Source organism: Streptomyces sp. NP-1717, assembly GCF_022695985.1.
Lineage (GTDB): Bacteria > Actinomycetota > Actinomycetes > Streptomycetales > Streptomycetaceae > Streptomyces.
Map to the genome: position 1 here is coordinate 23,736 of NZ_JAAPBF010000055.1, position 11,789 is coordinate 35,524.

Sequence of the window (11,789 nt, forward strand, 5' to 3'; positions counted from 1 at the left end):
GCAGGCCGCCGTCATGGTGGAGATCAAGACCCCCGAGCAGATCGCGAAGATGCGTGAGGCGGGACTGGTCGTCGCCGCGATCCACGCGGCCACCGGCGAGGCGGCGGTGCCCGGCGCCACCACGAAGGACCTGGACGAGGTCGCGCGCAAGGTCCTCGCGGACCACGGCGCGAAGCCCAACTTCCTCGGCTACGGCGGGTTCCCCGCGACGATCTGCACCTCGGTCAACGAGGTGGTGGTGCACGGGATCCCGGACACCGCGACCGTACTGAAGGACGGCGACATCATCTCGGTCGACGCCGGCGCGATCGTGGACGGCTGGCACGGTGACGCGGCCTTCACCGCGTTCGTCGGCGACGGTCACGCGCCGGAGCTGATCGAGCTCTCCCGGGTGACGGAGGAGTCGATGTGGGCGGGGATCGCCGCGATGCGCGTCGGTAACCGGCTGGTCGACGTGTCGCGGGCGATCGAGACCTACATCCGCCGCCAGCCGAAGCCGGGCGGCGGCAAGTACGGCATCGTCGAGGACTACGGCGGCCACGGCATCGGCACCCAGATGCACATGGAGCCGCACCTGCTGAACTACGTCGCGCGCAAGCGCGGCAAGGGCCCGAAGCTGGTCCCCGGCTTCTGTCTGGCGATCGAGCCGATGGTCTCGCTCGGCACCCCGCGCACCGAGGTCCTCGCCGACGAGTGGACGGTCATCACCACCGACGGCACCTGGTCCTCGCACTGGGAGCACTCGGTCGCCCTGACGGAGGACGGCCCGCTCGTCCTGACGGCGGTCGACGGCGGCAAGGCGAAGCTGGCGGAGCTGGGCATCACCGCGGCACCGGACCCGCTGGGCTGAGGGGCCGGACGGAGTCCGGCGCAGCCCCGCGAAGCTTGTGAGGCGCCCCGGCGCCGAGCCCGCGAGCGGGGCGTGGGGAGGATCAGTCCCGCTGGGCTGAGGGGCCGGACGGGGTCCGGCGCAGCCGCGCGAAGCTTGTGAGGGGCTCCGGCGCCGAGCGCGGCGGCGCGCTCGTTCGGGGGATCGGGGGATTGACGATCTCCCGTGGTGGGCAAACTCAACGGATTCGTCTTTTCGGGAGCCCTGCCGTAGACTGACTCGTCGGCTCTGGTGTACCCGTGTGTCCACATGCGGTGGTCCAGAATCGACCAAGGTAGCCGATTCGAAGGGCGAAGCGTGGCCAAGAAGCAAGGTGCCATCGAAATTGAGGGCACCGTGATCGAGTCCCTCCCGAACGCCATGTTCAAGGTGGAGCTCCAGAACGGTCACAAGGTCCTCGCGCACATCAGCGGCAAGATGCGGATGCACTACATCCGGATCCTGCCCGATGACCGGGTTGTGGTGGAGCTGTCTCCCTACGACCTGACGCGTGGCCGGATCGTCTACCGATACAAGTAGATCTTGCCTCACCCCGCTTCCGGGGTGCCGGCACTGACCCGGAGAACCTCACACCATGAAGGTCAAGCCGAGCGTCAAGAAGATCTGCGACAAGTGCAAGGTGATCCGCCGTCACGGCCGGGTCATGGTCATCTGCGACAACCTGCGCCACAAGCAGCGCCAGGGCTGACGCAGCACCACCTGCATCTCGCAGTACTTCGCGCGACGCGAGCGAACACGTATATACGCAGTGTCCGACGTCATCCGCAGCAGCTGATGGCGCCGACACCCCCGGCGGAGGCCGGGGACCCGGAGAGAGCTGAACCGTCCGGGACAGTCACTGCGGAAGACCTCCGAAATCACTCAGGAGCCATGAATGGCACGCCTCGCAGGCGTTGACCTCCCGCGCGAAAAGCGCGTCGAGGTCGCCCTCACCTATGTCTTCGGCATCGGGCGCACCCGGTCCAAGGAGACCCTCGCCGCCACCGGCGTGGACCCCAACGTCCGTGTCCGCGACCTTGCCGAGGAAGACCTCGTCAAGCTCCGCGAGTACGTGGACGCCAACCTCAAGACCGAGGGTGACCTCCGTCGCGAGATCCAGGCCGACATCCGCCGCAAGGTCGAGATCGGCTGCTACCAGGGTCTGCGCCACCGTCGCGGCCTGCCGGTCCACGGCCAGCGCACGAGCACGAACGCCCGTACCCGCAAGGGTCCGCGTCGCGCCATCGCCGGCAAGAAGAAGCCGGGCAAGAAGTAGTCCTCAGCGGACGCTCATCAGCGGTCTTCGCTGTAGGACCGACCACCTCCCGTAGGAGTAATAGATGCCCCCCAAGGGTCGTCAGGGCGCTGCCAAGAAGGTGCGCCGCAAGGAAAAGAAGAACGTCGCTCACGGGCACGCCCACATCAAGAGCACGTTCAACAACACCATCGTCTCGATCACGGACCCCTCGGGCAACGTGATCTCCTGGGCCTCCGCCGGCCACGTCGGCTTCAAGGGCTCGCGCAAGTCCACCCCCTTCGCCGCGCAGATGGCCGCCGAGTCGGCCGCCCGCCGCGCGCAGGAGCACGGCATGCGCAAGGTCGACGTCTTCGTCAAGGGTCCCGGCTCCGGCCGTGAGACCGCGATCCGCTCGCTCCAGGCCACCGGCCTGGAGGTGGGTTCGATCCAGGACGTCACCCCCACCCCGCACAACGGCTGCCGCCCCCCGAAGCGTCGCCGCGTTTGATCCTCTGTACCCCCTGGGGGTATGGATCGCGGGCGGTACGGGGCCTTTGCTCCGTACCGCCCGTACCCTTGTTCCTGTTGGCATCAAATAGTGGGTGCCAAGACTGGAGGCATTTTCCATGCTTATCGCTCAGCGTCCGTCGCTGACCGAAGAGGTCGTCGACGAGTACCGTTCGCGATTCGTCATCGAGCCGCTGGAGCCGGGTTTCGGCTACACGCTCGGTAACTCCCTGCGTCGTACGCTCCTCTCCTCGATCCCCGGTGCGGCTGTCACCAGCATCCGGATCGACGGTGTCCTGCACGAGTTCACCACCGTGCCGGGCGTCAAGGAGGACGTCACCGACCTCATCCTCAACATCAAGCAGCTCGTCGTCTCCTCGGAGCACGACGAGCCCGTCGTGATGTACCTGCGCAAGCAGGGCCCGGGCCTGGTCACCGCCGCCGACATCGCGCCCCCGGCCGGTGTCGAGTGCCACAACCCGGACCTCGTCCTCGCCACGCTGAACGGCAAGGGCAAGCTGGAGATGGAGCTGACCGTCGAGCGCGGTCGCGGCTACGTCTCCGCCGTCCAGAACAAGCAGGTGGGCCAGGAGATCGGCCGTATCCCGGTCGACTCCATCTACTCGCCGGTGCTCAAGGTCACGTACAAGGTCGAGGCGACCCGTGTCGAGCAGCGCACCGACTTCGACAAGCTGATCGTCGACGTCGAGACCAAGCAGGCCATGCGCCCCCGTGACGCCATGGCGTCCGCCGGAAAGACGCTGGTCGAGCTGTTCGGTCTGGCGCGCGAGCTCAACATCGACGCCGAGGGCATCGACATGGGCCCGTCGCCGACGGACGCGGCGCTCGCCGCCGATCTCGCCCTGCCGATCGAGGAGCTGGAGCTCACCGTTCGGTCGTACAACTGCCTCAAGCGCGAGGGCATCCACTCCGTGGGTGAGCTCGTGGCGCGGTCCGAGGCGGACCTGCTCGACATCCGCAACTTCGGTGCCAAGTCGATCGACGAGGTCAAGGCGAAGCTGGCCGGCATGGGCCTGGCCCTCAAGGACAGCCCGCCCGGATTCGACCCGACCGCCGCGGCCGACGCGTTCGGCGCGGACGACGACGCGGATGCCGGTTTCGTGGAGACCGAGCAGTACTAGGACCCCGGGCCCGGGGCTGGGGCTCTGTCCTCAAACGCCGGACGGGCTTGATATGCCTTCCCGCAGACGACCGTCTGCGGGGAACTGACATCGGTACCTGATACGGCCGGTGCAGATATGAAGGAGTAACACCATGCCGAAGCCCGCCAAGGGTGCCCGTCTGGGCGGCAGCGCCGCGCACGAGCGGCTGCTTCTCGCGAACCTCGCGAAGGCGCTGTTCGAGCACGGCAAGATCACGACGACCGAGGCCAAGGCCCGCCGCCTGCGTCCGGTCGCCGAGCGTCTGGTCACCAAGGCGAAGAAGGGCGACATCCACAACCGTCGCCTCGTTCTCCAGACGATCACGGACAAGAGCATCGTGCACACGCTCTTCACCGAGATCGCTCCGCGGTACGAGAACCGCCCCGGTGGCTACACCCGCATCACCAAGATCGGCCCCCGTCGTGGCGACAACGCCCCGATGGCGGTCATCGAGCTGGTCGAGGCGCTGACCGTGGCGCAGAAGGCCACCGGTGAGGCCGAGGCCGCGACCAAGCGTGCCGTGAAGGAAGACGCCCTCAAGAAGGAGGAGTCCTCCAAGGAGGACGCCCCCGTCGAGGACGCCAAGGCGACCGAGTCCGGGTCCGAGGACTCCAAGGACGCCTGACCGTTTTTTCGAGGTCGCAGAACGGGCCCGCATCACCCTCAGGGGCGGTGCGGGCCCGTTCCGCGTGGATGGGGTGAGTGGTGAGCGAGGAGACCGAGGGCGCGGCGCCCGGGTTCGTACGGGTACGGCTCGACCTGAGCTACGACGGGAAGGACTTCTCCGGGTGGGCGCGGCAGGCCACCCGGCGGACCGTCCAGGGGGACATCGAGGACGCGCTGAAGATCGTGACGCGGTCCTCGCGGACGTACGACCTCACTGTCGCGGGGCGGACGGACGCCGGCGTGCACGCGCGCGGACAGGTCGCGCACGTCGACCTGCCCGCGGAGCTGTGGGCCGAGCACCGGGAGAAGCTGCTGCGGCGCCTCGCGGGGCGCCTGGCGCACGACGTACGGGTGTGGAGGGTCGAGGAGGCGCCCCCGGGCTTCAACGCGCGCTTCTCGGCGATCTGGCGGCGCTACGCCTACCGCGTCACCGACGATCCCGGCGGTGTCGACCCGCTGCTGCGCGGCCATGTCCTGTGGCACGACTGGACGCTGGACGTGGACGCCATGAACGCGGCGTCGGCGGGGCTGGTCGGGGAGCACGACTTCGCCGCGTACTGCAAGAGGCGCGAGGGCGCGACGACGATCCGCACGCTCCAGCGGCTGGAGTGGGAGCGGGACGCGCACGGCGTGGTCACCGCGACCGTGCGGGCCGACGCGTTCTGCCACAACATGGTGCGCTCGCTGGTCGGCGCGCTGCTGTTCGTGGGGGACGGGCACCGGCCCGTGGAGTGGCCGGCGAAGGTGCTGGCCGCCGGGGTGCGGGACTCGGCCGTCCATGTCGTACGGCCGCACGGACTCACCCTCGAAGAGGTGGGCTACCCGGCCGACGACCAGCTCGCCGCGCGCAACCGGCTGGCCCGCAACAAGCGGACCCTGCCGGCTGCCGGGGGGACCACCTCAGTCGACGGGTGCGGTGGCTGCTGCTGACGCCTGGACCTCGCCGCGGCGGCGGATCTGGAGGAAGGTGAACTCCGCGACGTCGTCACCGGTGGTGTAGACGTCCTTGTCGGTCTTCACGACGTCCTTGCCGTTGGTGAAGCCGCCGACTGTGAAGTACACGTACCTGCCGTACGAGTTGGTGGTCTTGCGGCAGATCGTGCCGCCCCGGCAGAACGTCGGGACACCCGCCCCGGAGAGGGAGGCGAGACCGCCGCGCGCCTCCTCCTTCGCCTTCAGCGCCTGCGTCTCGGTGGAGAAGACGGCGACACCGACGGTCACCGCCGTGCCGCCACGGGTGTACGTGGCGCGGATGACCTGGTCGCAGGTGTTGGCGGCGAGGATCGAGCCGAGGTCGCCCTGGGTGGCGCCCGCGCAGTTCGTGGTGCGGTTCGTCGCGCCCTTGACGTACGCGCGGTCGCCCATCGTCAGCTTCGGGCCGGGGAAGAGGGTGTCGGCGCCGAGCGGCAGCTTGTCCTTGTCCTCGGCGGAGATGAAGTCCTTCGGGTCCGGCGGCGGCAGCGGCTCGGCGTCGGAGAACGACGGCTCGGGCTCGGCGCTCTCGCTGGGCAGGTCGGGCGCCGCGGGCAGTTCGCTGTTCTTGCCGGCTCCGCGGTCGCCGCCGTCGCCGTTCGCGGAGACGACGGCCGTGGCGACGATCGCCGCGACGGCGGCGGTCGCGAGTACGCCACCGCCGATCAGCGTCCACCGCCTGCGGCGGGCCCGCTGTGCCGAGGCGTCGGCGAGCGCGGCCCAGTCCGGTGTCTGCCCCTGCGGGTCCCGCGATCCGTACGGCCCCTGTGGCGGCGGCCCGTAAGGCCCCCCTTGACCAAAGCTCATGGCGGGAGTTTAAACCGCCCGGAAGGCGATCCGGTCGGGGCCGGGAACGGAATTGGGTTGGGAGAGCGGGGTTCCGGCCCCCACAATGCGGAGCATGGGACATCTGGAGGCCGCGCACCTGGAGTACTACCTACCGGACGGGCGGGTGCTGCTCGGCGACGCCTCGTTCCGGGTGGGCGAGGGCGCCGTCGTGGCGCTCGTGGGAGCCAACGGCGCGGGCAAGACGACACTGCTGCGACTCATGGCGGGAGACCTCCAGCCGCACGGCGGGACGGTCAGCGTGTCCGGCGGCCTCGGCGTGATGGAGCAGTTCGTCGGCTCCGTACGCGACGAACGCACGGTCCGCGACCTGCTGGTCTCCGTCGCGCAGCCGCGGATCAGGGAAGCGGCGCTGGCCGTGGACCGCGCCGAGACCGCGATCATGGAACGGGACGACGAGGCCGCGCAGATGAGCTACGCGCAGGCGCTGAGCGACTGGGCGGAGGCGCGCGGGTACGAGGCCGAGACCCTGTGGGACATCTGCACGGTCGCGGCGCTCGGCGTCCCGTACGAGAAGGCGCAGTGGCGCGCGCTGAAGACGCTCAGCGGCGGTGAGCAGAAACGGCTCGTGCTGGAGGCGCTGCTGCGCGGGCCCGACGAGGTCCTGCTGCTCGACGAGCCCGACAACTACCTCGACGTGCCCGGGAAGCGGTGGCTGGAGGAGCGGCTGAAGGAGACCCGTAAGACCGTGCTGTTCGTCTCCCACGACCGGGAGCTGCTGGCGCGCAGCGCGCAGCGGATCGTCAGCGTCGAGCCCGGTCCGGCCGGGTCGGACGTATGGGTGCACGGCGGCGGCTTCGGTACGTACCACGAGGCCCGCAAGGAGCGGTTCGCGCGCTTCGAGGAGCTGAAGCGCCGCTGGGACGAGGAGCACGCGCGGCTGAAGGCGCTGGTGCACCGGCTGCGGCAGCAGGCGGCGATCAGCCCCGACATGGCCTCGCGCTACCACGCCATGCAGACGCGCTTCAAGAAGTTCGAGGAGGCCGGGGCGCCCCCGGAGCCGCCGCGCGAGCAGGAGATCCGGATGCGGCTCAAGGGCGGCCGGACCGGGGTGCGGGCGGTGACCTGCGAGAACCTGGAGCTGACCGGTCTGATGAAGCCGTTCTCGCTGGAGGTCTACTACGGCGAGCGGGTCGCGGTCCTCGGGTCGAACGGCTCCGGCAAGTCGCACTTCCTGCGGCTGCTCGCGGGCGACACGTCGGTCGCGCACACGGGGCAGTGGAAGCTGGGCGCGCGGGTCGTGGCCGGCCACTTCGCGCAGACGCACGCGCATCCCGAGCTGCTCGGGCGGAGCCTGGTCGACATCCTGTGGAGCGAGCACGCGAAGGACCGGGGCGGCGCGATGAGCGTGCTGCGCCGCTACGAGCTGGAGCGCCAGGGCGACCAGCCGTTCGACAAGCTGTCGGGCGGGCAGCAGGCGCGCTTCCAGATCCTGCTGCTTGAGCTGCGCGGGACGACGGCGCTGCTGCTGGACGAGCCGACGGACAACCTGGACCTGGAGTCGGCGGAGGCCCTCCAGGACGGGCTGGAGGTGTACGAGGGGACGGTCCTGGCCGTGACCCACGACCGGTGGTTCGCGAAGACCTTCGACCGGTACCTGGTCTTCGGTTCGGACGGCGTGGTGCGGGAGTCGGTGGAGCCGGTGTGGGACGAGCGGCGGGTGGTGCGGGCGCGGTGATCTCCTCCAGCCCGTCCGGCGTTCGAGGACCGGGGTCCGGGGCGGGGCCCCGGGAGGCGGCACGGGCCTCGTTTTGACCCGTACGGCGCACCCTGGGTATCCTGCTGGTTCGTTATGCGTATTGGCTTGTTCATTCTCACGTGAGAGGCCCTTACGCCGGTCCACCGGGCCGATGATCCAGCGGCAGGCACGGGTTGCGTCCCCGTATGTCTGCCAGGGCTGTCGTGATCGTCCGGGTGGCCTTGTCAGGACCCACTCACTGAAGAAGCGAAGGCTACGACCGTGCGTACGTACAGCCCCAAGCCCGGCGATGTCACGCGCCAGTGGCACATCATCGACGCGCAGGACATCGTCCTGGGCCGTCTGGCGACTACGGCAGCGAACCTCCTCCGGGGCAAGCACAAGCCGATCTACGCCCCTCACATGGACATGGGCGACTTCGTCGTCATCATCAACGCCGACAAGGTCCACCTGTCCGGCAACAAGAAGACCCAGAAGATGGCGTACCGCCACTCCGGCTACCCGGGTGGTCTGCGTTCCGTCCGCTACGACGAGCTGATGGCCAAGAACCCCGAGAAGGCCGTGGAGAAGGCCATCAAGGGCATGATCCCCAAGAACACCCTGGGCCGTCAGATGCTCTCGAAGCTGAAGGTCTACGCGGGGGACCAGCACCCGCACGCCGCTCAGCAGCCGGTCCCGTTCGAGATCACCCAGGTCGCGCAGTAATTCCGGCCACCGCCTAAGACGAAAAGAAATCTGAGGAACATCGTGGCCGAGACCACTGCAGAGACCCCCGTGGACGCCGCCGAGGGCGAGGAGACCTTCGCCGAGGTGACGACTTTCGAGTCGGAGACCCCCGTCGAGGGCGAGTACACCTCCGAGTCGCTGGCTTCCCGCTTCGGCGACCCCCAGCCGGCCGCCGGCCTGGGCCGTCGTAAGAACGCCATCGCCCGCGTCCGGATCGTTCCGGGCACCGGCAAGTGGAAGATCAACGGTCGCTCGCTCGAGGACTACTTCCCGAACAAGGTTCACCAGCAGGCTGTCAACGAGCCCTTCAAGGTGCTCGAACTCGACAACCGCTACGACGTCATCGCCCGTATCTCGGGTGGCGGCGTCTCCGGCCAGGCCGGCGCGCTGCGCCTCGGTGTGGCCCGCTCGCTGAACGAGGCGGACGTGGACAACAACCGCGGCCCGCTGAAGAAGGCCGGCTTCCTGAGCCGCGACGACCGCGCGGTCGAGCGCAAGAAGGCCGGTCTCAAGAAGGCCCGCAAGGCGCCGCAGTACAGCAAGCGCTAAACGCTGGCTCGGCCCTACCCACGCCATGGCCCTTACGGTCGTACGGCGTATGTATGGCATATGTTCGCCCCGGCGGCACTCTGTGCTGCCGGGGCGTTCGTTTTCCGGGCTCTTCGGGGCACAACCTGAGCACTTTTCGGAGGGACAGCTGTGGGACGACTCTTCGGCACGGACGGCGTGCGCGGCATCGCCAACGCGGATCTGACGGCGGAGCTCGCGCTCGGCCTGTCGGTCGCCGCGGCGCATGTACTCGCCGAGGCGGGCACGTTCGAGGGCCATCGGGCGACAGCGGTGGTCGGACGTGATCCGCGGGCGTCGGGCGAGTTCCTGGAGGCCGCCGTGGTGGCGGGTCTCGCGAGCGCGGGCGTGGACGTCCTGCGCGTCGGTGTGCTGCCCACCCCGGCGGTGGCGTATCTCACCGGGGCGCTGGGCGCCGACCTCGGCGTGATGCTCTCCGCGAGCCACAACGCCATGCCGGACAACGGCATCAAGTTCTTCGCGCGCGGCGGCCACAAGCTGGCCGACGAACTGGAGGACCGGATCGAGAGCGTGTACGACGAGCACCGGACCGGTGCCCCGTGGGAGCGGCCGACCGGCGCGGGCGTGGGCCGGGTCCGTAACTACGACGAGGGCTTCGACCAGTACGTCGCGCATCTCATCGGGGTGCTGCCGAACCGGCTCGACGGCCTCAAGGTCGTCCTGGACGAGGCGCACGGCGCCGCCGCCCGGGTCTCGCCGGAGGCGTTCACCCGCGCGGGCGCGGAGATCATCACGATCGGCGCCGAGCCGGACGGCCTGAACATCAACGACGGCTGCGGATCCACGCACCTGGAGCTGCTGAAGGCCGCGGTCGTCGAGCACGGCGCGGACCTCGGCATCGCGCACGACGGCGACGCCGACCGCTGCCTCGCCGTGGACGCGGCGGGCGAGGAGGTCGACGGCGACCAGATCCTGGCCGTCCTGGCCCTCGCGATGCGCGAGGCGGGCACGCTGCGCGGCGACGCGGTGGTGGGGACGGTGATGTCCAACCTCGGCTTCAAGATGGCGATGGAGCGGGAGGGCATCACCCTCGTACAGACGGCGGTCGGTGACCGCTACGTACTGGAGTCGATGAAGGAGCACGGTTACGCGCTCGGCGGCGAGCAGTCCGGGCACGTTATCGCCCTCGACCACGCGACGACCGGCGACGGCACACTGACCGGCCTGATGCTGGCGGCGCGTGTGGCCGGCACGGGCCGTTCGCTGGCGGACCTCGCGGGTGTGATGCGGCGGCTGCCGCAGGTGCTGGTGAACGTGCCGGACGTCGACAAGTCCCGCGTCACGACCTCGGCGGAGCTGGCGACGGCGGTGACGGAGGCCGAAGCGCAGCTCGGTACGACGGGCCGGGTGCTGCTGCGCTCCTCGGGCACCGAACCGCTGGTCCGGGTGATGGTGGAGGCGGCCGACATCGAGCAGGCACGGGCGGTGGCGGGCCGGCTTGCGGACGTCGTGAAGTCGGCGCTGGGCTAGGTTCTTTCGGATCCGGGGGCGGTGCCTGGGGGCCTGGCACCGCCCTTCGCCGTGGCTGCGGCGCCGCTCAGAGTTTGCGCAGGGACAGCCGCTGGACCTTGTGGTCCGGGCCCTTGCGGAGGACCAGGGTGGCACGGCCCCGGGTCGGCGCGACGTTCTCCAGCAGGTTCAGGCGGTTGACGGTGCGCCAGGTGGTGCGTGCGTAGGCGAGGGCCTCGTCCTCCGAGACCTGGGTGTACTTCCTGAAGTACGAGGACGGGTTCTGGAACGCCGTCTCGCGCAGCTCCCGGAAGCGGTTGAGGTACCAGCTCTCGATGTCCTCGGCCCGCGCGTCGACGTACACGCTGAAGTCGAAGAAGTCGGCCAGGCCGACGCGGGTGCGGCCGTCCTGGCCCGGGAGTGCGGGCTGGAGGACGTTCAGGCCCTCGACGATGAGGATGTCGGGGCGCCGTACGACGAGCCGCTCGTCCGGCACGATGTCGTACTTCAGATGCGAGTAGACGGGCGCGGTCACCTCGTCCTTGCCGGCCTTGATGTCGGCCACGAAGCGGGTCAGCGCCCGGCGGTCGTACGACTCCGGGAAGCCCTTCCTCGACATCAGCCCGCGCGCCTGCAACTCCTTCATCGGCAGCAGGAACCCGTCGGTGGTCACCCGCTCCACGCGCGGGTGCTCGGGCCAGCGGGCGAGCAGCGCCTGGAGGAGCCGCGCGACGGTCGACTTCCCGACGGCCACGCTCCCGGCGACCCCTATCACGAAGGGCGTACCGCGCTGGGCGCCGTGACCGTTGCCGGCCTCCCCGAGGAAGGTGTTGAGCGCGCCGCGGAGTTGGCCGGTGGCCTGCACGTACAGGTTGAGCAGCCGGGAGAGCGGCAGATAGACGTCCCGCACCTCGTCCAGATCGATGACGTCCCCGAGCCCGCGCAACCGCTCGACCTCCTCCGCGCTGAGCGGCAACGGCGTCCTGTCGCGCAGCGCGCTCCACTCGGCGCGGCTGAGATCGACGAAGGGCGTCGGCCCGTGCTCGGCCCGGCGCTGGGAGCTCTGCG

At 69.6% G+C, this 11,789-nt stretch carries 14 protein-coding genes; 12 read left to right on the forward strand and 2 right to left on the reverse strand.

The features are described from left to right. The first annotated feature begins 13 nt into the window (after positions 1 to 13). The 8 genes from map to truA all read left to right on the forward strand — a co-directional run bounded on the left by map (position 14) and on the right by truA (position 5,371). Positions 14 to 850, forward strand: coding sequence for a type I methionyl aminopeptidase (gene map / locus GXP76_RS14585; RefSeq protein ID WP_242571938.1), 837 nt, complete (start codon positions 14 to 16; stop codon positions 848 to 850). A 336-nt stretch (positions 851 to 1,186) separates the two neighbouring features. Beyond that, complete coding sequence (gene infA / locus GXP76_RS14590) at positions 1,187 to 1,408, forward strand: translation initiation factor IF-1 (RefSeq protein WP_003956442.1); 222 nt, start codon at positions 1,187 to 1,189, stop codon at positions 1,406 to 1,408. A 55-nt stretch (positions 1,409 to 1,463) separates the two neighbouring features. After that, positions 1,464 to 1,577 carry a 50S ribosomal protein L36 gene (gene rpmJ / locus GXP76_RS14595; RefSeq protein WP_003956441.1) on the forward strand — a complete coding sequence of 38 codons (114 nt, stop codon included), beginning with the start codon at positions 1,464 to 1,466 and terminating at the stop codon, positions 1,575 to 1,577. 186 nt (positions 1,578 to 1,763) lie between these two features. Then, positions 1,764 to 2,144, forward strand: coding sequence for a 30S ribosomal protein S13 (gene rpsM, locus GXP76_RS14600; RefSeq protein WP_242571928.1), 381 nt, complete (start codon positions 1,764 to 1,766; stop codon positions 2,142 to 2,144). A 64-nt stretch (positions 2,145 to 2,208) separates the two neighbouring features. Continuing rightward, positions 2,209 to 2,613 carry a 30S ribosomal protein S11 gene (gene rpsK, locus GXP76_RS14605; protein ID WP_003956432.1) on the forward strand — a complete coding sequence of 135 codons (405 nt, stop codon included), beginning with the start codon at positions 2,209 to 2,211 and terminating at the stop codon, positions 2,611 to 2,613. 118 nt (positions 2,614 to 2,731) lie between these two features. Further along, the gene (locus tag GXP76_RS14610) at positions 2,732 to 3,754 is read left to right on the forward strand and encodes a DNA-directed RNA polymerase subunit alpha (RefSeq protein WP_147874337.1); all 1,023 of its coding nucleotides are present in this window, start codon (positions 2,732 to 2,734) and stop codon (positions 3,752 to 3,754) included. A 133-nt stretch (positions 3,755 to 3,887) separates the two neighbouring features. Next, complete coding sequence (rplQ, locus tag GXP76_RS14615) at positions 3,888 to 4,400, forward strand: 50S ribosomal protein L17 (protein WP_242571929.1); 513 nt, start codon at positions 3,888 to 3,890, stop codon at positions 4,398 to 4,400. Positions 4,401 to 4,480: 80 nt separating this feature from the next. Then, positions 4,481 to 5,371, forward strand: coding sequence for a tRNA pseudouridine(38-40) synthase TruA (gene truA, locus GXP76_RS14620; protein WP_242571930.1), 891 nt, complete (start codon positions 4,481 to 4,483; stop codon positions 5,369 to 5,371). Here the strand turns inward: truA and GXP76_RS14625 are convergent. Next, positions 5,342 to 6,220 carry a hypothetical protein gene (locus GXP76_RS14625; RefSeq protein WP_242571931.1) on the reverse strand — a complete coding sequence of 293 codons (879 nt, stop codon included), beginning with the start codon at positions 6,218 to 6,220 and terminating at the stop codon, positions 5,342 to 5,344. The two genes, truA and GXP76_RS14625, sit on opposite strands and share 30 nt — an antisense overlap. 94 nt (positions 6,221 to 6,314) lie before the next feature. On the opposite strand from GXP76_RS14625, the gene GXP76_RS14630 reads away from it, so the two are divergent. The 4 genes from GXP76_RS14630 (at position 6,315) to glmM (ending at position 10,742) form a co-directional block, all read left to right on the forward strand. Beyond that, complete coding sequence (locus GXP76_RS14630) at positions 6,315 to 7,937, forward strand: ABC-F family ATP-binding cassette domain-containing protein (protein WP_242571932.1); 1,623 nt, start codon at positions 6,315 to 6,317, stop codon at positions 7,935 to 7,937. 282 nt (positions 7,938 to 8,219) lie between these two features. Next, a complete protein-coding gene (gene rplM / locus GXP76_RS14635) occupies positions 8,220 to 8,663 on the forward strand; it encodes a 50S ribosomal protein L13 (RefSeq protein ID WP_242571933.1) in 444 nt (147 codons plus the stop codon). Between the two features lie 42 nt (positions 8,664 to 8,705). Then, positions 8,706 to 9,233, forward strand: a complete 528-nt coding sequence (gene rpsI, locus GXP76_RS14640) for a 30S ribosomal protein S9 (RefSeq protein ID WP_147874331.1) — start codon at positions 8,706 to 8,708, stop codon at positions 9,231 to 9,233. 150 nt (positions 9,234 to 9,383) lie between these two features. Continuing rightward, on the forward strand, positions 9,384 to 10,742 hold the full coding sequence (gene glmM, locus GXP76_RS14645) for a phosphoglucosamine mutase (protein ID WP_242571934.1): 1,359 nt from the start codon (positions 9,384 to 9,386) through the stop codon (positions 10,740 to 10,742). A gap of 67 nt (positions 10,743 to 10,809) precedes the next feature. Here glmM and coaA read toward each other — a convergent pair. Beyond that, positions 10,810 to 11,789 (reverse strand): type I pantothenate kinase (coaA, locus tag GXP76_RS14650; RefSeq protein ID WP_242571935.1); only part of this gene is annotated, 980 nt, incomplete at its 5' end.